The 22,689-nt window shown below is 38.1% G+C and carries 17 protein-coding genes, 1 tRNA gene and 1 pseudogene; 8 read left to right on the forward strand and 11 right to left on the reverse strand.

What is annotated here, in order from left to right; all coding sequences use genetic code 11:
- Positions 1-88: 88 nt before the first annotated feature.
- The gene (locus A3217_RS05660) at positions 89-1,846 is read right to left on the reverse strand and encodes a GmrSD restriction endonuclease domain-containing protein (RefSeq protein ID WP_066388804.1); all 1,758 of its coding nucleotides are present in this window, start codon (positions 1,844-1,846) and stop codon (positions 89-91) included.
- 126 nt (positions 1,847-1,972) lie between these two features.
- Here A3217_RS05660 and A3217_RS05665 point away from each other — a divergent pair, with 126 nt between their 5' ends.
- The 3 genes from A3217_RS05665 (at position 1,973) to A3217_RS05675 (ending at position 7,246) form a co-directional block, all read left to right on the forward strand.
- The gene (locus A3217_RS05665; protein ID WP_066388805.1) at positions 1,973-3,031 is read left to right on the forward strand and encodes an alpha/beta hydrolase; all 1,059 of its coding nucleotides are present in this window, start codon (positions 1,973-1,975) and stop codon (positions 3,029-3,031) included.
- A gap of 147 nt (positions 3,032-3,178) precedes the next feature.
- A complete protein-coding gene (locus tag A3217_RS09380) occupies positions 3,179-6,949 on the forward strand; it encodes a type ISP restriction/modification enzyme (RefSeq protein WP_231860294.1) in 3,771 nt (1,256 codons plus the stop codon).
- 3 nt (positions 6,950-6,952) lie between these two features.
- A complete protein-coding gene (locus A3217_RS05675; RefSeq protein ID WP_066388807.1) occupies positions 6,953-7,246 on the forward strand; it encodes a type ISP restriction/modification enzyme in 294 nt (97 codons plus the stop codon).
- A gap of 13 nt (positions 7,247-7,259) precedes the next feature.
- Here the strand turns inward: A3217_RS05675 and smpB are convergent, their stop codons facing one another.
- Both smpB and purL read right to left on the reverse strand, forming a co-directional pair.
- Positions 7,260-7,742, reverse strand: a complete 483-nt coding sequence (gene smpB, locus A3217_RS05680) for an SsrA-binding protein SmpB (protein ID WP_066389751.1) — start codon at positions 7,740-7,742, stop codon at positions 7,260-7,262.
- 51 nt (positions 7,743-7,793) lie between these two features.
- Positions 7,794-10,025: a phosphoribosylformylglycinamidine synthase subunit PurL gene (gene purL, locus A3217_RS05685; RefSeq protein WP_066388809.1), complete on the reverse strand. Its 2,232-nt coding sequence runs from the start codon at positions 10,023-10,025 to the stop codon at positions 7,794-7,796.
- A gap of 148 nt (positions 10,026-10,173) precedes the next feature.
- Here purL and A3217_RS09620 point away from each other — a divergent pair.
- Positions 10,174-10,448: pseudogene (locus A3217_RS09620) on the forward strand (hypothetical protein).
- A gap of 153 nt (positions 10,449-10,601) precedes the next feature.
- Positions 10,602-10,880, forward strand: coding sequence for a hypothetical protein (locus A3217_RS09390; RefSeq protein ID WP_231860208.1), 279 nt, complete (start codon positions 10,602-10,604; stop codon positions 10,878-10,880).
- A 1,026-nt stretch (positions 10,881-11,906) separates the two neighbouring features.
- Here the strand turns inward: A3217_RS09390 and A3217_RS05705 are convergent.
- Positions 11,907-12,155 carry a hypothetical protein gene (locus tag A3217_RS05705; RefSeq protein WP_066388811.1) on the reverse strand — a complete coding sequence of 83 codons (249 nt, stop codon included), beginning with the start codon at positions 12,153-12,155 and terminating at the stop codon, positions 11,907-11,909.
- Positions 12,156-12,202: 47 nt separating this feature from the next.
- On the opposite strand from A3217_RS05705, the gene A3217_RS09035 reads away from it, so the two are divergent.
- Positions 12,203-12,391 (forward strand): hypothetical protein, encoded by a 189-nt coding sequence (locus tag A3217_RS09035; protein WP_231860209.1) that lies wholly within the window; start codon positions 12,203-12,205, stop codon positions 12,389-12,391.
- Positions 12,392-12,975: 584 nt separating this feature from the next.
- Here A3217_RS09035 and A3217_RS05715 read toward each other — a convergent pair.
- The 7 genes from A3217_RS05715 to A3217_RS05745 all read right to left on the reverse strand — a co-directional run bounded on the left by A3217_RS05715 (position 12,976) and on the right by A3217_RS05745 (position 20,671).
- Positions 12,976-13,063, reverse strand: a tRNA-Ser gene (locus tag A3217_RS05715).
- Between the two features lie 62 nt (positions 13,064-13,125).
- Positions 13,126-14,712 (reverse strand): phospholipase D family protein, encoded by a 1,587-nt coding sequence (locus tag A3217_RS05720; RefSeq protein ID WP_066388814.1) that lies wholly within the window; start codon positions 14,710-14,712, stop codon positions 13,126-13,128.
- A gap of 30 nt (positions 14,713-14,742) precedes the next feature.
- Positions 14,743-16,053 (reverse strand): glycosyltransferase family 2 protein, encoded by a 1,311-nt coding sequence (locus tag A3217_RS05725; RefSeq protein WP_066388815.1) that lies wholly within the window; start codon positions 16,051-16,053, stop codon positions 14,743-14,745.
- Positions 16,040-16,960, reverse strand: a complete 921-nt coding sequence (locus A3217_RS05730; RefSeq protein ID WP_066388816.1) for a glycosyltransferase family 2 protein — start codon at positions 16,958-16,960, stop codon at positions 16,040-16,042. The genes A3217_RS05725 and A3217_RS05730 overlap by 14 nt, the downstream gene beginning before the upstream one ends.
- Before the next feature lies 1 nt (position 16,961).
- The gene (locus tag A3217_RS05735; protein ID WP_066388817.1) at positions 16,962-18,602 is read right to left on the reverse strand and encodes a glycosyltransferase family 2 protein; all 1,641 of its coding nucleotides are present in this window, start codon (positions 18,600-18,602) and stop codon (positions 16,962-16,964) included.
- A 139-nt stretch (positions 18,603-18,741) separates the two neighbouring features.
- Positions 18,742-19,740 (reverse strand): non-hydrolyzing UDP-N-acetylglucosamine 2-epimerase, encoded by a 999-nt coding sequence (gene wecB / locus A3217_RS05740; protein WP_066388820.1) that lies wholly within the window; start codon positions 19,738-19,740, stop codon positions 18,742-18,744.
- Positions 19,741-19,819: 79 nt separating this feature from the next.
- Positions 19,820-20,671: an alpha-1,2-fucosyltransferase gene (locus A3217_RS05745; RefSeq protein WP_066388822.1), complete on the reverse strand. Its 852-nt coding sequence runs from the start codon at positions 20,669-20,671 to the stop codon at positions 19,820-19,822.
- A 127-nt stretch (positions 20,672-20,798) separates the two neighbouring features.
- Between A3217_RS05745 and A3217_RS05750 the strand changes: the two genes are divergently transcribed.
- Both A3217_RS05750 and proB read left to right on the forward strand, forming a co-directional pair.
- Positions 20,799-21,902, forward strand: a complete 1,104-nt coding sequence (locus tag A3217_RS05750) for a GDP-L-fucose synthase family protein (RefSeq protein WP_066388824.1) — start codon at positions 20,799-20,801, stop codon at positions 21,900-21,902.
- Entirely contained in the window at positions 21,899-22,675 is a 777-nt protein-coding gene (gene proB, locus A3217_RS05755) for a glutamate 5-kinase (protein ID WP_066388826.1), read from the forward strand. The genes A3217_RS05750 and proB overlap by 4 nt, the downstream gene beginning before the upstream one ends.
- Positions 22,676-22,689: the final 14 nt, after the last annotated feature.

Below are 22,689 nucleotides of genomic sequence, written 5' to 3' on the forward strand. Positions count from 1 at the left end.
TAATCTCAAGGATTCTTTTTTTAAGGAAGTGGTGGAAAGAGAGGATAGAGGCTTTTCTTAGAAAAGCCTCAAAACTAAAGAATTTTTCTTATAAAAATTCTTTGAAAAACTCTTCTTTAGCCCATTGTGTGAATTTCTCATTTTCTTGTTTTATATTTTCTTTATTGAAAGATAAGAAATCCTCTCTGTTTGCAAATTGCCTATTGTAAAAAATGCTAGATTCTTTATAAATCTCTTGTTTTTTGGCTAATCCAGCATCTTTGCACTTAGCATTTAAGTTGTTTTCTAAAATAAGTAAATTGCCAAATGTATCTTTAAGCCCGCTAAATTCATCGCTAGATTCAAATTTATAGTCCCTTAAAGAGCCATTTGCTACCGCATTTTGTGGGATTATATGCTCAATGCTCATATCATATACTTTTTTATTCTCTAAGATGTCTTTAAAATCCCCTACACTCAAATTCTCTGAATGATAGGTTAAAAATAAATAATGAAAATATTTTCCCCAAGTAAAATTATTCAAAGCAATCTTATTTAGAAACTCATTAATGTCTCCAAAGTTACCTTTTCTACATTTTTTGCACATTTCAATTATCTCTTTCTTAAATGTTTCTTTACTTTCTGCATATTCGTAGAGTTTGTAAGCAGAAGAATCATTTGTGGAATCTAGACCATAAAAGCATATTTGAGCCTTAGCAAAAAGCCTTAAGCACTCATCATCTAAAATATTATTGATTTTTAATCTCACTAAAGATGCATAAAAGAAAGGATTGATTCTTAAGATATAAAGCAATTTGAAAGCTTCTATGCTGTTTTCTGCCATTTTAGCAATTTCTAAAAATGCTTTAAAAAAATCACGCAAATCTTTTGAGTAGGTATCAAGCCAATCGCGTAAATCTCGCAAGATTTGTTCTTTATTTGTTTCACTTTCTTGCAAACCTTTGATTTTACTTTTTAATACATCTTTGAGTTTTGTATAAGCCTCTTTAGCACCATAGCTGTAATGTCCTATGCCTTCTTGCCCTAATGCGTGATAATTGAAGATTCTAGATTCCACTTCCTTGTTAAAATCCTTATCTCCTAAAGACGAGGCAACATGGCATTTTCTTATCTCTGTGATGATTTTAAAAATCTCTCCAAAACGTTCATTAATGACTTTATCAAGTGTGGCATTGCAATATTTATTAGAATATAAAATAAGCAAGGATTTGAGTTTGTCTAAAATTAAAAGTGGCACGCCTCTATCATTGACGGTTTGAAACATTCTAATTGCCCTACCAGAATCTTTTTCTTCTAAGCGCATAAGCACCATTTTATCAAGCACATCTAAAAGTGTTTTTGCCCTCTCTGATTCTAACCCACCTACTTTTGCCCAAATTGCATTAAAAACTTCATAAAGGTTTTTTTGCCCATCAGTTTTTGCCTCTTTTTTTAACCCAGAATTTACTTCTCCTTCTTCTGCTTGTTTTAAAATCTTGCTAAAAAATTCTCTATTTTGCTCAATCACTCTTAGTCTAGGCTTGTCATCATCGTCTAAAAATTTGTTTATGTCGCGCTTGGGGTTCTGCTTCTTATAATTTAGCGCATAGCGCAACATAAAAAGTGTAGTGCTTCTCTGCTGACCATCAATAATATCATACACGCTAGAATCTATAAGATTTTTCGCAATAACAATCGTGCCTAGAAAATGTCCCATTTCATCACTTTGGGCTTGTTCTGCCTCTAATAAATCTTCCCATAAATCCTCTAAATTTTTCGCTCTCCAAGCATAATCTCGCTGATAGTTTGGAATCTCAAAAATTCCATTATTAAAAACATCTGCAACTTTGCTTTGACCTTGACTCATATTCTCTTTCTCCCTTTATGCGAACTTCTTGCATTGTACTCAAAAAAAACAAATCAAACCCTTGACAAACACTAAGTGTCAAGCTTTATAATTACATTTTCAAACATCAAAGCTAAAGGAGACAAAATGAAAAAAGTTTGTAGTAAGTATTCTATGCCTATTTGTTTTAAACTTTTAGGCTTGATTTTTGCATTATTTTTAGGAGGATGTGATATGACACAAGCAAACAAAACAAACAATTGGGACAAAGTTTTCACACAAAGTCAAGAAGTAGAAGTGCAAAAAGTGCATTTTAAAAACCGCTATGGAATCACCCTTGTTGGTGATTTGTATATGCCTAAAGATGTAGAATCTAGCAAACTCCCCGCAGTGGCTATTAGCGGACCATTTGGTGCGGTTAAAGAGCAAGCAAGCGGATTGTATGCTCAAACTCTCGCACAAAAGGGCTTTATCACACTTGCCTTTGACCCTTCTTACACAGGAGAAAGCGGTGGAGAACCTCGCAATGTCGCCTCCCCTGATATCAACACAGAAGATTTCAGCGCGGCAGTGGATTATCTTAGCAATTTTGCAAATGTAGATTCTGATAGGATTGGAATCTTAGGCATTTGCGGATTTGGCGGATTCGCACTTAATGCTGCGGCGATAGATACGCGTATTAAGGCAAGCGTTGCCTCCACGATGTATGACATGACGCGCGTGAATGCAAGGGGCTATTTTGATTCCATAGATGTAAAGGCGCGTTATGAACTCAAGCAAAATTTAAACGCGCAACGCACATTGGACTTTAAAAATGCTAGCTATGCGCCTGCTGGTGGATTGCCAGATAAACTCACAGGCGATGAGCCGCAATTTGTGAAAGATTATTTTGATTATTACAAAACCCAGAGAGGATTTCACGAACGCTCGATAAATTCTAATGGCGCTTGGAATCTCACTTCATCTTTATCGCTTATTAATATGCCTATTTTGGCATATAGTGATGAAATACAAAGCGCGGTGCTTGTAATCCACGGAGATAAAGCCCATAGCAAATATTTTAGTGAAGATGCGTTTAAAAAATTAAAAGGTGATAATAAAGAATTATTGATTATTGAAGACGCAAGTCATGTGGATTTATATGATAATATACAAAAGATTCCATTTGACAAAATTGCCCAATTTTTTAACCAATATTTAAAATAAAAAGTTGAACGCAATTTAGCTAAATTTAAGGGGGGGGGGCTAAGATTTTAGCGGTAAAACACTTGTCCCCTTTTGCACAATTAAACATCAAAGAAACTCAAACTTTGATCCCAAAGCAAGCCCAAATTTAACTCAATGTAAGGATTTATAATGAAAACCTACCTTCAAGATATAAAAGACCTTAGCCCACAAGATAAAGAGCATTCAAGAAGAACGCAGTTAGAAAATTTTCTAAATCGTCTTAAAGACAAGCTCGCACAAAATAACAAAGAGCTTTTAAATTTACACGTTGCACACGAGCCAAACAACGACAAAGAAGGCAGAGGCGCGCCAGACTTTCTTATCCAAAATCAAGGCTTGGTGGTTGGCTATATTGAAAACAAACGCGTAAATGCAGACCTTGATTCTTTATTACAAAGCCCACAAATTGAAAAATACTTATCTTTAAGTGATAATCTTATGCTAACAGATTATTTGCGCTTTTGCATTGTGCGCAAAAGTGAAAAAGGCAAGGCGCAGATTATAAAAAGTGTGCGAATTTGTGAATTTGATGCGCTTAAAAGTATTGCCAAAAGCTCTGCGGGGGGGGGGCAAATCCTAGAAGCAAAGACAGAGGAATTACAAGAATTATTTAAACTCTTTTTTAGCCATAGTCCAAAGCCCATAAACACAGCCCTAGAATTTGCCAATTCCCTAGCTTTAAGGACGCGCATTTTAAAAGATGAGCTTTTAGCAAACAAAGACAATGAACCAATTTTAAACGTTTATAATGATTTTAAAAACTCCCTTTATAAAGAGCTTGAATTTGAGATTTTTGCCGATAGTTTTGCTCAAACCCTAACTTACAGCCTTTTCTTAGCAAGGCTTAATAATGATAGCAATAAAGAAATCGACCTTTATAACGCCAAAAAATTCATACCCAAAAACTTCCCTTTAATCCGCGCTATGAGTGGCTTTTTGGAGGAATTAGAGGATTTGGATTCTATAAAATGGCTCTTAAAAGAAATACTAAACATCATCTCTCACATAAACATAACAAGCATTATCTTAGACCTAAACAAAGCCATTCAAAAGGATTTATTAGGAAATTATTTTCACAAAGACCCGTATTTGCACTTTTATGAAACTTTTCTTTCTCAATACGACCCAAAAATGCGTGAGATTCGCGGCGTGTATTATACCCCCGCACCTGTGGTAAGCTTTATCATCAATGCCATAGATTCCACTTTGAAAACTCATTTTGCCCTAAAAGAAGGCTTAAGTGATGCAGTAAAAAAGGATTCTAATATCACGCTTTTAGACTTTGCCACAGGCACGGGGACATTTTTGCTAGAAGCCTTCCGCAAAGCCTTAGAATCTATCCGCAAAAATAACATAAGATACGAGCCTAAAGCCCTACTTTCCAAATTCTTTGGCTTTGAGTTTTTAATCTCTCCTTACACCATAGCACATCTTAAACTTTCTCAAAGTTTCAAAGAAGAATTTAACGCGTCTTTAGAGGGCAAAGAAGAAAGATTAGGCATTTACCTAACCAACACGCTTTATTATAAAGATGCCAAACAAGAGCAAGCAGAAAAATCAAATCTTTTTGTAGGCAACCCAGAACTCCTCAAAGAAGCCCTTGAAGCACAAAACACCAAAGAAAAGCCTATCCTAATCATCACAGGAAACCCACCTTATAGCGGAGCTAGTGCAAACAAAGGCTTATTTGAGGATAATGTGCGCATAACTTATGGCTTAGAGCCAAGTGAGGCAAATTTAAGCAAAGAGGAGCAAGAAAACATTAGGCTTTATTTACAAAACCCTAAAAATGCAACTTACAAAAATAGTTTTAAAGCAATTTTAGAGCGCAAAAAGCTTAAAAATGAGAAAAATCCCAAATGGCTACTTGATGATTATGTGAAGTTTATCTGCTTTGCAGAATCTAAAATCAAAGCCCAGCATAGCGGAATCTTTGCCTTTATCTCAAATAATAGCTTTTTAGACAATCCCACTTTTCGCGGTATGCGCTATTCACTCTTAAAAACCTTCGATGCAATCTACATCTTAGACCTACATGGCAACGTGAGGAAAAAGGAGACCACTCCAAGCGGAGAGATAGACCAAAATGTTTTTGATATAATGCAAGGTGTTTCTATCAATATCTTTGTAAAAAATAAAAATTCGTCTTTGGGTGTGCAATGCGATAAGATTCAGGATTTTTCACAAGGCACGGACGCCAAGTCCGCTAACCTTGCAAAAAATCCTGAAAACTTACACAGCCACACCGCAAATACTAGAATTTGTGATTCTAACCCCTTCCCTTGTCATTCTGAACCTGCTTTAGCAGGTGAAGAATCCCAACCTATTACTTCCCCCTCCTGTGCGGAGGGGGCTAGGGGGTGGGTAGAATCCCAAAACCTCGCGCAAATTTACCACTATGACCTCCAAGGCAAAAGGGGCGATAAATACGATTTTCTTTTATCAAACACTTTAGATTCTATAAAGTGGAACAAACTAAAGCCAAAAGCTCCCTTTTATCTCTTTATCCCACAAAATGAGGATTTAAGGGCAGAGTATGAAAAAGGCTGGAGTGTGAAGGATATATTTAGGGTGTCAAATACGGGTATTGTTACAAAAAGGGATAATCTTTGTATCCAAAAAACTAAAGAAAAAGTTTGGGAAGCTATGCAAGACATTTTAAATTTAGAAAAAAATGAGTTTTACGCAAAATATAAACTACCCGCAGATGTAAGAGATTGGCGTTATGAATGGGCTAAAGAAGATGTATTGAATAATAATAGTAAAGATAAAATACAAAAAATAGCTTATCGTCCTTTTGATACAAGATATATTTTTTATAGTGGAAAATCAAGGGGATTCGTCGGGTGGCCTGTTCCTATTGTTTCGGAGCATTTTTTACAAGGTGGGAATTGCGCTATTAGCATTCCTAGACAACTTAAAGACACAAATAAAGAATGGAATCATTGTATGCCAACTCAAAATATTACCGACCAAGCTTTAAGTTCTGGAGGTAATGGACCAAATACCATAATGCCCCTTTATCTCAAAAACACAGAATCCACCAGCACAAAAAAGGGCAAAAAAGATTGTCATTCTGAGGCGTTAGCCGAAGAATCCCACAGCAATAAGAGATATTTCGCGCCCACTCAATATGACAATGTAGAGTGGGTAGAAAATTTCACACAAGAATTTAGAGAATTTATAGATTCCAAATACCAATGGGAGCAAAGCGATTACGACAAGTATCCGCACTTTTTTAAAATAAATTCTAAGATTTTGAGTGAGAAATGTGGGTTGCAAGAAAAATCACAAGAGAGTTGCCCACAAGGTAATGACCGCAGTGATTTTTCACAGCTCCCGCATTTATCGCCAAAAGCTGAATTTATCCTTACGCCTGAGGCGATTTTAGGCTACATCTACGCCGTGCTTTTCCACAAAACTTACCGCGAAAAATACATTGATTTTCTTAAAATTGATTTTCCAAAGATTCCATTTGTGGAATCTAAAGAGAAGTTTTTAGCCCTAAGCGCGCTAGGAGAAGAGCTTATAGCTGTGCATTTAATGCAAGATGGACAAATAAGAGAGAGAGAGAGAGAGAGAGAGAGAACAGAAAATGATGAGAATGGATTGCAATATAGGGTTGGTGGTTTCAAGGAGAACGATTATTTACGGGGGCTGGAAGTCGGTATTTATAAGCAACACAATAGCGGAACTAGGATTATTGGGCGACAACAGGGGCGGAGGGAGTATATTCCCTCTCTATCTCTACCAAAAGGCTTAAATATGGGCTTAGTGTGTGATAGAGGATGCAAACTGCAAGAGGTGAATAATATTTTCATCACCCAAAACATCATTGATTTGCATTTAGTAGGCAGTGGAAGCTATGTTTTCCCGCTTTATCTTTATAAGGAGTAAAAAATGAGCGAAGCAATCGGAGAGGCTTTGTTTAAAGATGCTAATAACAGAAATCTAAGCATAACAAAGCCCAAGTATAACGAGCAAGACCAAAGACTTTTTATAAACGAATCCTTATATTTTGATAAGGTAGAAAAGGAAGTATGGGAGTATAAAATCGGCGGTTATCAGGTTTTAGACAAATACTTAAAAAGCCATAAAGGAGAAAAAATAGATTTTGAGCATTTTCAAAAAGTAATCCAAAGTTTGCATAAAAGCTTGGAGTTAGAATCAAAAATTAGTAAAATAAGGTTATAACAAACCCTAGATACTATCTTTTCATTGCCTCCTTAAGGCTTAGTTGCGCGTCTTTGAGCTGTTGCTTTTTCTTAAGGCTCTCGCGTTTGTCATAGAGTTTTTTACCCTTCACAAGCGCGATTTGGACTTTTAATTTATTTTTATGATTAAAATACAAGCTCAAAGGCACAATGCTTAAGCCCTGCACAGAAACACTCCCAAGCAGTTTGGTGATTTGCTTTTTATGCAGTAGTAGCTTACGCACGCGCCTTTCATCGGGCTTAAAATGCGCGTTTGTCTGCTCCAGCGCGCCAAAATGCGTATTAAACAAAAATGCTTCTTCTTTCATAATCCGCACAAAACTATCCTTGAGATTTACCCGCCCAGCGCGCGCGGACTTCACCTCGCTCCCAAGTAGCACAAGCCCCGCCTCCAAACTCTCTAAAATTTCATAATCAAAAAAAGCCTTTTTATTTTTCGCCACTTCCTTGAATGCGCGCTCTTTTGGCTTTTGCACGGATTTATTTGACTTTTTTGCGCTTGTTTTAGAATCTTTCAACACCAAATCCTACAAATCCCGCTCTAACACTTCTTCAAAGCTTTCAAAATAAAGCTTTCTAGCGCGTGCAAAATCTAGCTTAAGAGAATCTATGCAGATTCCCTCTCCTTCCACAACGCCAATTTGACGCGCTTGCAAGCCTTGTACGTGCGCAGATTCTATAAGCTTAGCCACATTTTGAAAATCTACCTCCACCACCACACAGCTCGGCGTCTGCGCAAAAAGCATAAAAGTATCCACAAAGCCACTTTTGACATTAATACCTTTATTCCCTAGCAATGCCATTTTTGTTAATGCGATAGCTAGCCCGCCTTGCCCAAGATTTTTAGCACAGAGAATCTTTCTAGATTCTATATTTTCACAAAGAAAATCCCACAAGCGCGCTTCTTTGACTAAATCAATGCGCGGAACTTCGCCATAAATCTTACCCTCACCTAGCTTTTGCGCTAAACTCGCGCTAAAGTTTGGCTCAATCTCGCCAAGCAACACAAGCGTGCTTCCATCATTTTGCAACGCACTGCCTATGGTTTTTGCGCTATTTTCTATCACGCCTACACCCACAATGCTAGGTGTGGGGTAAATATCCTTGCCATCGCTTTGATTATGCAAGCTCACATTTCCACTTACAACGGGCGTATTGAGAATCTTGCACGCCTCTTTTATGCCCTCGCAAGATTCTTTAAACTCCCACATAACCTCAGCATTATTTGGCGAACCGAAGTTAAGACAATCACTAATCGCACGCGCACGCGCTCCACGCGTAGCGCAGTCGCGCCCCACATACGCCACGCTTAGCTTTGCGCCCTCTCTTGGATTAAGATAGCTTGCGCGCACATCGCAATACACGCTCATCGCAATGCCAGCCCCACTCTCTTTTATGCGTATCACACTTGCATCACCCTGCCCCGGACCTATGATAGTGTTTGTCTGCACGCTTGAGTCATACTGAGCATACACCCATTTTTTATCGCTGATTTCAGGTGAGCCTAGTAGCTTTTCAAACATTTCTTGCGAACTTAACGTAGTTTTTAGCGTTTGGGCGGGTGCAGATTCTCGATTTACCTCTTTTAGCTCTCTATCTAGAATCGGCGCATTTGAGCTAAGCTCAGCAATAGGCAAACGCGCGCATAGCTCATTATGCCAATACAGCTCCATAAGTCCGCTATTAGTTACCTCGCCAATCACCGCGCAATCCACTTCCCACTTTGCAAAAATCTCCAACACCTTTGCCTCATAGCCTTTTTTCGCACAAATCAGCATACGTTCTTGCGATTCGCTAAGCATAAGCTCATAAGGATTCATTCCAGATTCTCGCATCGGCACTTTATCAAGGTCTAAGCGCATACCAGCACCACTTTTGCCCGCCATTTCAAAGCTTGAGCTTGTAAGCCCAGCTGCGCCCATATCCTGAATCCCCACAATATAATCTTTCTTAAACAGCTCCAAACACGCCTCTAAAAGGAGCTTTTCTGCAAATGGGTCGCCCACTTGCACCGCGCTTTTTAAGCCTTTGGAATCTGAAGTGAAACTATCGCTACTCATCACCGCCCCGCCTAAGCCATCGCGCCCGGTTTTTGAGCCGACATAAATGACAGGATTCCCGACACCTTCGGCTTTTGCATAGAAAATTTCCTCTTTTTTGGCCAATCCCAAGCAAAAAGCATTGACTAAAATATTGCCGTTATAGCAGGATTCAAAGCTCATTTCCCCGCCAATTGTCGGCACGCCCATACAATTACCATACCCACCGATTCCTTCCACCACACCGCGCAAAAGATAGCGATGCTTTTTGCCAACCTTGCCAGAATCTGCCACATCACCAAAGCGGATAGAATTAAGACTTGCCACCGGACGCGCACCCATCGTAAAAATATCGCGCATAATCCCGCCAACACCTGTTGCAGCACCTGCGTGTGGCTCGATGAAGCTCGGGTGGTTGTGAGATTCTATTTTAAACACCGCGACATTTGTGCCATCAATATCTATCACACCCGCATTCTCCCCCGGTCCCTGCACTACCCAAGGCGCGCTTGTGGGGAATCCATTGAGATATTTTTTACTTGATTTGTAGCTGCAATGCTCACTCCACATAGCTGAAATCACACCTAGCTCGATGAGATTTGGCGCGCGATGAAGCAACGCAATAATGCGCGCGTAATCTTTCTTGTCTAATTTATGAGAATCTAAGACCGCCTGCAAGTCCTTATTTTCGTTCAGCGGGGTTATGAGTGTCTTAAGCATACAAAAACCTTTGGTGTAAATTTAAGGCGCAATTGTAACATAAGCTCCCAAAGAATAACACAGAATCTGGGGAAACTTTAAAGAAACATAAAGAGGATTGTTGAGATTAATATAGCTTGAGAGATATGATTTCAATAAAAATAGCAAAATCTTAAGAGAAAACAAATATAACTTAGATGAAATGTATCGGCTCATTGATGAAATAGCCAAAGAATCTGGACTCATAAAAATAGATAAACATACCTACCATTGCAAAGGCGATGAGAAAGATTTGGCGTGTTTGGGGATATTTGTATTACAACATTGGTTGAATATGATTGGTTTACTCTTAATGTCAAAGAATGGCAATGGATAAGTGAAAAAGAGGGAAATAGTGATTTGATTGCCAAAAATAAAGCAAGAAATTTAGGTGTTTGGCAATGAGTCTCTCTCGTAAGGCTATAAATTTTGACTTATCCACAAACGAACTTAAAAAGCATTTTAATAGCACCGCAAAGCTTATAGTCAAATCAAGACATTTATGCTTGAAAATGGCTTTGAATATAGACAATATTCGGCTATGTTTCTAAAGAGACAATGGACGAAAAGCAAATAAATCTACTTGTAAAAAGGCTTTCTCGCAAATTCTCTTGGCTTTCAAGCTGTATGCAACACTTTGATGTAACAGATATAGGCGAACAACACGATTTAACACATTTACTTACAAGCAAGGCTTCACAAAAAGATAAGTATCTCACAAAACAAATAAATATTATTGCAGTGTCTAAAAAAGCAATAAGCCTAACAAACTCACAAACAAGAAAGATAAAAACAGGGATAGAGGACGCTAGAACAATTCCACGAAAAAGCTTGTAAATTATTCTGCATTTTATATCAAAACAGCTACAACAGATGATACACTATTTAAGGAAAAGGAATTAATCTCATAAAAGAGATGAAAACAAGCTTATTAGAGTATTTCAGTGAAAGCAAAGATGTTTCATTCAGTTTTAGAGAAGATTTAATACCTAAAAATAAGAACATAAGAAGCATGTTTATTCAGACAGGGATTTTTCAAATTTTGTGTAATAGACCTGTCCAACAAAAAAAAGAATGTAAAAATGTATTTTTTAAGATTCTATTAATGACAGCATTAATGAAAGAACTATTCGGAAAAACTATGCCAGAAATGCGGAGCATATAAGGAGAGAAACGGCGAGGATTTTGAAAAAAATCTCTCTCAATGGATTAAAAATAAACAAGAGATTTTAATCAAGGTTGATAACCTTGAATTACTATTTTCTGATTCTTTTGTGGATGTAAGTTTTTGTAAGTTAATACGCCAAGACAGAAAATCATTTGATAAATACATTAAAATAGGTGATAAAAACAGAGAATGAAAAAGATTTACTTGCTACCATTAAAGAAGTTTTAGACAGAGGTTAAACTATGGATTTTGTAGTAAATTTGGGCTGTCTCTTGGTGGAATTATTGGCGGTTGATTAATGGCTCATTGATTATAAAAGAGTTCAAAAAAGAAAATCATAAACAAAAAATTATAGATAAGTTAGAAAACTTAAACAAAGACATAATGTTTGCATATAAAGAAAAAGATTCCAGCAAGAGAAAAGATAAACTTCAAACTTAAGTGTTAGAATCGCAGACATATCTTTCGGCTCTTTTACTTCCATTCCAATCTCAAGCTTTTTAAGAATCTCTTTATATCTTTCTTTTGTGATTAGATTGATAGCGTCAAGGATTTCTTTATCTAAATGCTAGTTTCTCTGAATGCCTCTTTTAGATTCTGATTGTTTTCCTCAATCTCCCATTGTAATGCTATTAGGCATTAATTGTATCTTTATTAACATCTCTGCTCGATAAAGCTTCCATTAAGGCGTATTCCTATTCTTTCTTGTTGGTTTTACCAAAGAACATTTCATCTATTAATGCTAATAACAAAGGCATTTTTACCTTATTTGGCTGGATTTCTCCTTGTTTATTTCTCATATCACATACACTAGCTATTTCCTCTCTCAATGTATTTTCTCTATCTATCTTGAGTATATCAAGCCCAGTTCTGTGATTATAAAGATTTTTAAGCTTTAATAGAAGTTCTTTTGCCTCCTGTTTTTGTTCTTGTGTTAATTTCATCTTAATTCTCCTTGATTAAGGATTGTCTAGTTCTGAGTTAGTTGGATATGCAGATGAATACCCCGCTGGTTTTATTGAAAATTTCAAAACATGGCAAAGAATCAAATGGAAATTTGAGCTTAAGAGAAACTCACAGCAAGCCTTTCACGAATGCAGATATTGAAGCTATTAAAAAGGCAAATGAAGCAAAAGCTGCAAAAAGAGCAAGGATACAGCAGTCGCAAGAGCAGATATAAAATCGCAATTAATTATATTAAAACTTCTTATTGGGCTTTTGCCCTTATTTAATCGCCTTAGAGCTTTGCTTAATGCATCTCTATGGATATATCCCTCTTTGCTGATAGCAGGAAATACAAAAGGACTTTCTAATACACCAAAGTCTGCTTTTTGTAGCTCTAGGATTTTTGAAGCATAAGAACTAAGAGCAATAGTAAATAGCTCTCGCATTTTCATTTCTTTTGCTGGGTGGTAGCAAATACCTCTCGCAAAGGGTTTGTGTAGCATAAATAGTAGTGCGGATTGCCCTTTTTGCATTTTTGAGCAATAAAAGCTTCATAGAGATTTTTAAATAGATACTTTTACGTATCTAGCTCCCCACCACTTTCAACAATCTTTAATTTCCCTATCGCTTCTTTTCTAGCTTCAACTACGCTATAAATACTTTGTCTAAATCGCTTGAGAAAGTAATAAGCCCCCTTAAAGTTCCAAATCAAAAAAACAAACGAAAACAAATGAGGTAGCCAAACAAAAAGATAAGAGCCTTAAATTGCGGTATTTAGGAGTTATTCGAAAACAAATGAAAATGAAAGAAAAACAATTGTGGCAGAGAGGAAGGGATTCGAACCCTCGAAAGCTTGCACTTTACACGCGTTCCAGGCGTGCTCCTTCAACCGCTCGGACACCTCTCTTTAAAACTTACAACCTTAAGCAAAAAGCCATTATATAAACTTTTAACTTCAAAAAACTTTAGCTAGATTTGATCTTCAGGCAAAATCTTTGAAATAAAGCTCGCAGCTTTAAGCAAAAAGTTTGCGTTTGGCTCGCTTGTGTGGATTTCAAACACGCCATCTTTATTATAACCCTTCCAATAGGTCTTCTTATTGAAGCTCCACACGCGCCAAGAATCCGCCATTTGCTCCTGTATATCACGCTTTGTCTTTTGCGCAAACTCTACACTATCAAACACCACGACAGATTCTGTATTGAGACTTCTTGAGCGCTCATCAAGATTGAAACTTCCTATCCAAGTAATGCGCTCATCAAACACAATGCTTTTACTATGCAAAGACGCGCCGGCACTTGAATTGAGCTTAGAACGCAAGCCGACATTTTTCTTTTTGCCCTCATATTGATACTCATACACCGCCACACCTGCCCTTGCCAAATGGTCTCTGTAACGCTCCCACGCGCCATACACCACAAGAGAATCTGTCGAAGCAAGTGAGTTTGTGAGCACATTTAGTCGGATACCGCGATTTTTAAGCTCTTCTAAGCCCTTTGTCATATGCTTGCCCGGCACGAAATACGCCGCTGCGACATAAATCTCATTAGTGGTGCGTAAAAAAATCTCGCGCAACGCATTAGAAATCGGGTGTTCAATATTTGGATTTTCAACCTTAAGTGGAGAATCCGCTAAAAACTTCGCGTCCCCCCACGCAAGTGTAAATTCTTTATTTTTGTAGCGTGTCAAAAATTCATTCAACACCTCCTCATATCGTGTATGTTTATCAGAGTAGGTTTTAAACTTTGCAACTGCCTTGTCAATGTCTTTTTGATAGCTTTTCATAGTGCGCTTGCTAGGAAGAAGATACGCCGGGATTGAGCGCTCATATTGCCAATAGAGCAAGAAATTTTCACTCGCTTCTTTTGCTACTTTTCCTAGAAAAATCGCATCTGTGTCGGCAAAATTTGTCTTTGCGTTGTTGTCGAAATAATTATCCGCCACATTGCGCCCACCGATGATAAGTGCAAGCTCATCAACGACAAAAATCTTATTGTGCATACGATGATTGATTCTATTGAAATCATAAATCATCTCTGGGTAGCGCAGGATTCTGGAGCGATTTTTGTAAGGATTGAAAATTTTTACCTCGATATTTGGGTGAGAATCAAGAGTGATAATATCCGAAAAATCAGAATCTAGCCCATTGTCATCAATGAGCATTCTCACCTTCACACCGCGATTTGCCGCTTTCCATAGCTCATACATAAAGACTTTTGAGGAAACCTCATCTTTGTAAATATAACTTTGCAAATAAATGCTTTTTTGCGCTATGCGCGTGAGGGCTGTGCGGTGCAAAAGTGCTTGCGTGCCATCAGTAATGAGCATCGCGCCACTTTTATTTTTATTTTCCTCTAGCTCTTTGGCATACACTTGCCCGATGAGCGTTTCTTGCTGGTGAAAAGGCTTGATATTTATGCTTTTTGCGATTTTACTTTTATCGACATCTTTGATATTGACGACCACAGAAGAACAGCCCGCATAGACAAATAAGCACAGCACGAAAACAATAAAAATATTTGTGGTGCTAAAAAGATATTGGCTTATAAATGTCATTCTCTATCCCTATAAAATTTTGCAATATTTTTAGAACAAATAGCGTAGATTCCCGATAAATTTCAGCTTTTTTGGCTGGCGGTGCAAATCTTTGAAAAACCATAGCAAAACATGGAATCTTGGCAAATTGAAGGTCTTAAGAATCTGTTTAATCCCTAAAGGATCATTTTTAAGCGAGGTTTTAAAAATTTGCAAATGAGACAAAATCGTAAGTTCAAAAAAGCGTTTGTGTTCTTGCGTGATTTTTTGGATAGGTTTGGCTTGTGTAGATTTTGTAAATTCCAAATGTTTTACATCTCCTAATGCAAAACAGTCTGCGTAAAAATTCCAAATGTTTAACGCCACAATGCAATAACAATAAGCTTTAAAATAAGTGCGTAAGGCTCTGTAATTGTCAAAATAAGGCTCGATCGCTTGGAGGGTTGGCGGGAGGGTTGGCGGGAGGGTTAAATTTTGTGATGAAGTTATAGAATTTGGACGCGAGCGGTAAATATAACCTTCTGTGTTGATATAACCCACTTTTTTTGCAAGACAAAAGAGCAATGTGCCAAAGTCGTGGTCTTCGTGGTAGATTCCATTTGTGAAGCGCAGATTGTAACGATTAAGAATCTCAGAGCGAAAGCACCCCTGCCACACAAAATAAAAGTCATAAATGCGATTTTGAGTAAGCAATTGCGCGCCAAAGTCATAGCTATCTTTTTGTGCTTTTTTGAAAATCCCAAGTCGCTGGCGGTGCTTGAAAGTCTTGCCTCCTTCAAAATATTCAATCACATTATGCACGCAAATCTCTAAATGTGAAGCCTCCATCGCACGCACGCAAGATTCTATACAATCAAGTGAAAGGTAATCATCAGAATCCACAAAATGGATAATGCGCGGAGGTAATTCCTGTATGATTAAGTTGTTGATATTGCTAATATTTGCGCGGATAAAATTTGGCGCGATTGCTGTGAAATGCTTTTTTAGCGCACTTTGTGTAAGTGTTTTTGTGGGAGATGTGAAAGTATGCGTTTGCGTAAGGGAGCAAATAGATTCGCCTTGTTTATGAGGGGTTTCAATCATTGTGCGTAGAGGCGTGTGCTTGATAAATTCTAAGCCAATATTGCGCGCGTTTCCAAGTCCGAGATTTGAGGTGGAAACGATGAAAATTCTCTTATCTTTGCGCGCGTATTCTAATGCAATCTCAAGGCTAGAATCAAAACTGCCATCATTTACAAGCACGATATCAAGGTTTGTGTAGCTTTGATTTATCAGACTTTCCAAGCACTCGCGCAGATACAATTCCACATTATAAATAGGGACGATGATAGAGATTAAGGGATTTTTGTCATTCGCAGTCATTTAGCAACCTTTGAAGTTCTCTCTTACGCAACAATCGCTTGACTTTTTTCCGCACACTTGAATAAATATAGTAAAAAAATCCCTTTGTTTTGCGCGTATCATTTAACAATGAACATTGCAAATCATAAGTTATTATACGTGCATAGATTGTATGTTTTTGTTCTTTTGGTTGCAGCTTGGCGATTTGGGCAAGGACATATTTGTGGTCGCAAATGCTTTTTGCAAGCTTTTGCGTATCATTTCTTTGAGTAATAGAATCTAAATTTTCACAATAAAAATAAAGCACATTAGGAATATAAGCAGCATTTTTAGCGTGAAATAAAAAGAGCAAAAACATAAAAGCATCTTCAGCCATTGTGAGTTTTTGCATTGACTGAAGGGATTTGCAGACATTCTTATAAGTGGAAGCTTTGTAAGCTTTATTGCAAAGATTCCAATAGCCTTTGCCTTGTGAAAAAAGATAAGCACAAAAGCTATCAACCCTCCCTTGAAAGTTGCCCTTAAAAAGTGAATCTGTGTGAAATTCCCCGCCTTCTTGCTTGAAAAAATTAAAACCCAAAATATCAATTTCTTGCGAAGATTCTAAAAGCGTGGCATTAAGAATCTCACATATTGACAAATCCAAATAATCATCAGAATCTAAAAAGAGCAAATATTCCCCACTAGAGTGCAACGCGCCATTATTGCGACTTGCAAAAGTGCCTTGATTTTTTTCATTATGGATTATTTTAATCCGCGCATCTTTGCTGGCAAATTCTTTGGCAATCTCCATACTCTTATCTTGCCCACAATCATCTACAATGATGATTTCAATATCCCTAAAGCTCTGATTTATGCAAGATTCTAACGCTCTAGCAATGTAGTTTTGCACATTAAAAACAGGGAGAATAATTGAAATTCTTGCCATATTATTTTGTCTTTTTTTGATATTTTTTAATCCCTAAAAGTCGCTTTATCTTATGACGGATAGCCCTTTCAATGGATTTGAAAATATACCCTGCACCTTCCTTGCGAAATTGTGCTTTTATATAGAGTTTGCGGGCGTTTTTGTAGGCATTTTTATCAGAATCTTTAAGAATCTTAAATCCAAGTTCAAGGCATTCTTTCATTGCGTCGTTATAACGCTTGTGATTTTGTGAATCCATAAATAGAGCTACTTCATTTGAGCCAAATTTTAGCGAGCTTTCTGGCATCTCTCCCCAAAGGTGGAATTTCCCATAAGGTTGCGCCGGGACAAAGGTTTTAATCCCAATTTTTTGCAAAGCGAGCGAAAAGCCCATATCTTCCGCTGCAACTTTATATTTTTGTAAGCTTTGTGCGTGTGTGAAAAAACTCTCAAGCCATTGTTTTTTGAAAAACCAAGAATGCCCTACGAAATCAACCTCCGCACACCACTTGTTTGGATTCCTCCAACCAAGCATAAAAAAGTCTTCATAAGGGTAATTTTCCGGCTTTTGTAACACCACGCCTGTCGTCCCATAAAGCCCCTCTTGCTTTTGCATATGCGAAAAACAATTAGCCAAAAAGTCCCTACCCGGAATCGTATCATCATCAAACACACACACAAGTTCCGAGCTAGCCCTCCTTTGTGCGAATCTAAACCGCTCCCACACGCCTTTATTTTCTTTAGAAATTTCAATAACATCAAACTCTTTTTCTATCTCTTTTGGAATCTCAATGCCCTCAAACACCCCATCTTGATAGAGCAGAATCTCTTTTGGTCTTAGCGATTGATTTTGAATTGCTCGCAGTTGCTCTTTTAGTGCTTGTGGGCGTTTGTAGAGATTAAGCACAACGCTTACATCGAGCTCATTTTCATATATTGGTATTATGCAGTTTCTCTCTGCGTATTCGTTCCCCGGTATCATATAAGGGCGCAACGCCTCAGCCCCAGCACTTCCAGCCTCTCCGGATTTGAAGTAAAAATCAATCGATGAGCCAAAGTCAATGTAGCGGTTGTTTGGATTATGCAAAAAAAGATCGCAAATGATGATTTCAGATAATGGTCCTGCGGATACAACAAAAAGCAGATTTTCCCTCTTTCCAAAATCTTTCTTAATCTCGCTTAGCAATTTTTGCAAATCCTCTTTAAAAAACGCATTGCAATCATCGCTAATTTCATAATGTTTCAGAATATTAAGATTCCCTATTTTTTTGCCTTTTGCGCGGTGATTTGCGATGAGTACTGCGTCTTCACTTAGTTTGTCAAAATGCTCTTTAAAACGTCTATGGTTTAAATTAATAAAAATATTTGAAGAGCTTAGATTTTTAGATTTTATGCGTGTGCGATACCAATAAGTCGCCACTTCATCACAACATGGGCAAGAGATTGCATAAATAAACCTGTCATCAACGATATTTAGTGAATCTAAAAGCGCGTTAGCAAAGTCTTTATTGCCTTGGACTTCCCAACCCTCTTGCGCTTTTACATTATCACCCACCATAATCGCCCTCTCGCCATCAGCATAACGCGCGATGGTAAAATTCTCTTTTTTATAAAGCTTCTCAAAGATTCTGTCAAATTCTTTATCTAAATACAGAGTTTTCATTGCAAGTTACTTCCTTTCAAAAAATGTTTTAATAGCTAAAAAAATCCTTTGGCTTGCTTTGCCATCGCCATAGGGATTTTGCTTGTTTGTAGAAAAGGGATTTTGCAGATAGTAATCCACGCGCTTAGAAATAAGCCATTCATATTGCCCCCCCCCCCACAAGCTCGCTAAAGCCTGATTTTAGTCCAGCTATTCTTTCTGTGAAATTGCGCAAAACAAGCACCTTAACCTTAAAGCTCGGCGCTTCTTCTTGTATGCCTCCGCTATCGCTTAAGATCAAACTGCTATGTTTCATTACATTAATTAAGTCGATGTAATTAAGCGCATCGCATAAGATGATGTTTTGCTTGTTTTGCAGTGTTTGCAAGAGCGCTTCTTTGACATTTGGATTTGGGTGTAATGGCAGTATGAAAATAGCCTCTGTGTGCTTATTTGCAAGATTTAGTATGCACCTTGCCAAAGCCTTTATATTGCTATGATTTTCTCTTCTGTGGATTGTTACAAGCACAATTTTATCTTGCTTAAGCCTTAAGCCTAAACGTTGCAAACGTCTTGTAGAGTTTGCCAACTCGTTTTTATCAATGCAATGTATCGCATCAATGCCGGTATTTTTGGTGATAAAAATTGTATTTTTATCAATATTTTCTTTTGCGAGATTCCGAAAATCTTCTTTTGTGGGGCAAAAATGTAGATTTGCTAATTTACTAATCATTGCTCGCATAGCTTCTTCGGGGAATGGCTCATAGAGATTATGTGAGCGCAAGCCAGCTTCAATGTGAAAAATTGGCAACTTTTTATAAAACGCCACTAAAGCGCCACAATACGCGCTCATCGTATCGCCCTGCACGATTACAGCATCAAATTGCTGCTCGCTTAAAAGCGTATCAAGCTTGGCAAGAAGTCTTGCATTGAGCGAAGGCAGGCTTTGATTTTTTGTCATTACATTCAGATTGAAGTCCGCTTTGAGATTGAAAAATTGCAATGTTTGGTGACTTAGGTGTTTTTGCTGCTCTGTGTTACATAAAAAAACTTCCATATCACTTTTTTTGGCATCTTTTTGCACCTTGAAATACAGAAACAACGGAGCAAGTTTAATAGCCTCGGGTCTCGTGCCAAGGACAAAGAGAATCCTTTTCAATCAATGCCTTTTGTTGAAAATTTATAAAGTATTTTATCCGCGCATTGTATCAAAAAAAGCGGGAACTTTTTTGATTTATTCACATTGTTTTGACATCAAAACCATAATCCCAACCTTTTGGGGCAATGATGATTTTTTGCGGATTCTCATTAAGTGCCCCCCCCCATAATGAAAAAGTAGAATTAGCGATAATATTATGCTTACAAGCTCGCATAAGCTCCAAATCATAATGCGCCTTTTCCTGCGGATTATGATCCATAATAAAAAATCGTTCCGCACCTAATTCTTTCGCATTTTCCCTAAGCCAGAGACTATCATCTGAAAAAAAGAAAAAGCAGGGATTTTCCACGCGCTTGTGTATGTAGCTAATCGCACGCTTATAATACTCCAATTCACACAAATCACAACCAAGCGCGGCATAGTCTCCGCGTCTGATATGCACGCTCACCGCGTTGCAGGATTTGATTTGCGCTAAAACCTCTGTATTCTTGGAATCTAGCGCAACCTTAAGCGTTAGCTCCTTGCGCAAATCCTCTAAAATTGACGCAAAAAATTTTCCATTTTGAAAATAGCCCTCATAAAAGCCATTTTCCTTTGTTTGACGCAAGAGGGTTTCATCATAGATTCTAAAAGCATTGTCATCTTCTTTGATATGTTCGCAAAAATATTTTCTAAAATATTTTCTCAATGGCTTTGGAATGAGTGAGCCTTTCAGCGTGCAAAGTTTCATGTCCTTTGGCGTGGCGATTTTCAAGGCGATGTTGTAGTTTTTCAATAAAAATGGGCGCGGAAACTCCCCATTTTCAATTTTTGGCGTAAAACAGCTAATATCAAGTGATACTTCGCATTGAAACTTTTCTTGCAATGCGCGCGCAAAGGCGTATTGAAAGAGTTGATTCCCAAGTCCGCCTATAATTCTTACAACCTTCATTCCATTTCCTTAGGGCTTTTTTTGAAAGCGCGATTATAGCAAATTTCGCTATAATGCGCCGTTTTATTTTCGCGTTTTGGCGGGTTAAAGCGCATCAATACACATCAAACCACAAAGAGAGGAAAAAATGGAAAAAGATTCTAAGATTTTTGTCGCTGGACACAGGGGATTAGTTGGCTCTAGTGTAACTAGCGCACTGCAAGAGAGTGGCTTTACAAATATCATTACCAAAACGCGCGCCGAGCTTGATTTGCGCGATTTCAATGCGGTGGAGGAATTTTTCAAACACACCAATCCAGAATATATCTTTCTATGCGCCGCAAAAGTCGGTGGCATAGCCGCAAACAACCAATACAGGGCTGATTTCATTTATGAAAATCTTAGTATTCAAAACAATATTATTTTTAACGCGCACAAGCACAATGCAAAAAAACTCCTTTTTCTTGGTAGCTCGTGCATTTACCCAAAGAATGCGCCTCAGCCGATTAAAGAGGAGTATCTCCTCACAAGCGAGCTAGAATACACAAATGAACCCTACGCAATCGCCAAAATCGCGGGGCTTAAGATGTGTGAAAGTTTCGCATTGCAGTATGGGTGCAACTTTTTGAGCGTAATGCCGACAAACCTTTATGGCGATAATGATAATTTTGACCTCTACAACTCGCATGTTTTGCCTGCAATCTTGCGTAAAATCCACCTAGCAAAGCTCCTCTCAGAGGGCAAACTCAAGGAAGTAGAATCCGATATTGGTTTAAGCGGGGAAAAAGCGCAGGAATTTTTACAAAAGTTTGGCATAAGCGCGCAAAGTGTGCAAATCTGGGGCAGTGGGAATCCACGACGCGAGTTTTTACACGCTAAAGATTTGGCAAAGGCGTGCGTGTATGTGATGCAAAATATTGATTTTGCGGATATCGCTGAAGTGGATTCCAACACACAAGGGGGCGATAAAAACTCGCAAAGTACGCAAAAAGAGGTGCGCAACACGCATATAAATGTCGGCTTTGGCAGTGATATTAGTATCGCGGATTTAGCGCGCCTTATTCAAAAAATCGTGGGCTTTGAAGGCGTGCTTGTGTTTGATACGAGCAAGCCTGATGGGACTTTTGCAAAACTTATGGATTCTTCAAAACTCAATCGACTCGGCTGGAATCCAAGCATAAGCCTTGAAGAAGGCATTAAAGCGGTGTATCAGCATTACAAGCAAACCAAAGGAGACAAAGGAACAAAATGACTACAAATCCCCCAAAAAAGCGCGTGGTGCTTAAATTTGGCAGTTCAATCCTAAGTGATGGCAATGCGATAAATCAGGCGCAAATCCAAAATATCGCGCGTCTTGTTGTCGAGCTACGCGCGCGCTATGATGTTTTGTTAGTGAGTTCTGGGGCGGTGGCGAGTGGCTACACGCGCGTGAAAATCGATAAAAGTCTTATGCCAAACAAACAAGCTCTTGCGAGTATCGGACAACCTTTACTTATAGAATCTTATCGCAAGGAATTTGCGCCATTTGGCGTTGAAATCGCGCAGATTCTGCTTACCGGACATAACTTTGATTCTCGCAAGCAAACAAAATGCGCCAAAGACTGCGTAGAGACGCTTTTAGCGCACGGTGTTTTGCCTATTTTTAATGAAAATGATTCTACTGCTGTGCATGAGTTTATCGGCGATAATGACAGGCTAGGCGCGTTTGTGGCACATTATTTTGACGCGGAAATCTTAGCGATTTTGAGCGATATTGATGGCTATTTTGAAAGCAATCCAAAGAAAAATCCACATGCAAAAATTCTCCCAAAGATACAAAAAATAGAATCTAGCGCGCTTGAAGAGCTTGCTAGCCCAAATGCACATTTTGCCACTGGCGGGATTGTTACCAAGCTTCAAGCCGCACAATTTCTACTTGAACGTGGTAAAGCGATGTTTTTAGGCAATGGTAGCAAATTAGAGGTTGTGAAAGAATTTTTACTCAATGATAACCAAATCAGCGGAAGTTTGTTTAAGAGGGATTAAACTAGAATCCGCTT

Origin of the sequence: Helicobacter himalayensis, from assembly GCF_001602095.1 — a bacterium.
In the GTDB taxonomy this organism is placed as follows: domain Bacteria; phylum Campylobacterota; class Campylobacteria; order Campylobacterales; family Helicobacteraceae; genus Helicobacter_F; species Helicobacter_F himalayensis.

Excerpts from the sequence above, each read along its gene's own strand:
- A3217_RS05665 (WP_066388805.1), top strand. The coding sequence starts at position 1,973 with ATGAAAAAAGTTTGTAGTAAGTATTCTATGCCTATTTGTTTTAAACTT.
- A3217_RS05730 (WP_066388816.1), bottom strand. The coding sequence starts at position 16,960 with ATGGCAAGAATTTCAATTATTCTCCCTGTTTTTAATGTGCAAAACTAC.
- A3217_RS05705 (WP_066388811.1), bottom strand. The coding sequence starts at position 12,155 with ATGAAATTAACACAAGAACAAAAACAGGAGGCAAAAGAACTTCTATTA.
- purL (WP_066388809.1), bottom strand. The coding sequence starts at position 10,025 with ATGCTTAAGACACTCATAACCCCGCTGAACGAAAATAAGGACTTGCAG.
- A3217_RS05720 (WP_066388814.1), bottom strand. The coding sequence starts at position 14,712 with ATGACATTTATAAGCCAATATCTTTTTAGCACCACAAATATTTTTATT.
- A3217_RS05675 (WP_066388807.1), top strand. The coding sequence starts at position 6,953 with ATGAGCGAAGCAATCGGAGAGGCTTTGTTTAAAGATGCTAATAACAGA.
- A3217_RS09035 (WP_231860209.1), top strand. The coding sequence starts at position 12,203 with ATGCAGATGAATACCCCGCTGGTTTTATTGAAAATTTCAAAACATGGC.
- A3217_RS05735 (WP_066388817.1), bottom strand. The coding sequence starts at position 18,602 with ATGAAAACTCTGTATTTAGATAAAGAATTTGACAGAATCTTTGAGAAG.
- A3217_RS05745 (WP_066388822.1), bottom strand. The coding sequence starts at position 20,671 with ATGAAGGTTGTAAGAATTATAGGCGGACTTGGGAATCAACTCTTTCAA.
- A3217_RS09390 (WP_231860208.1), top strand. The coding sequence starts at position 10,602 with ATGGACGAAAAGCAAATAAATCTACTTGTAAAAAGGCTTTCTCGCAAA.
- A3217_RS05750 (WP_066388824.1), top strand. The coding sequence starts at position 20,799 with ATGGAAAAAGATTCTAAGATTTTTGTCGCTGGACACAGGGGATTAGTT.
- proB (WP_066388826.1), top strand. The coding sequence starts at position 21,899 with ATGACTACAAATCCCCCAAAAAAGCGCGTGGTGCTTAAATTTGGCAGT.
- A3217_RS05725 (WP_066388815.1), bottom strand. The coding sequence starts at position 16,053 with ATGACTGCGAATGACAAAAATCCCTTAATCTCTATCATCGTCCCTATT.
- A3217_RS05660 (WP_066388804.1), bottom strand. The coding sequence starts at position 1,846 with ATGAGTCAAGGTCAAAGCAAAGTTGCAGATGTTTTTAATAATGGAATT.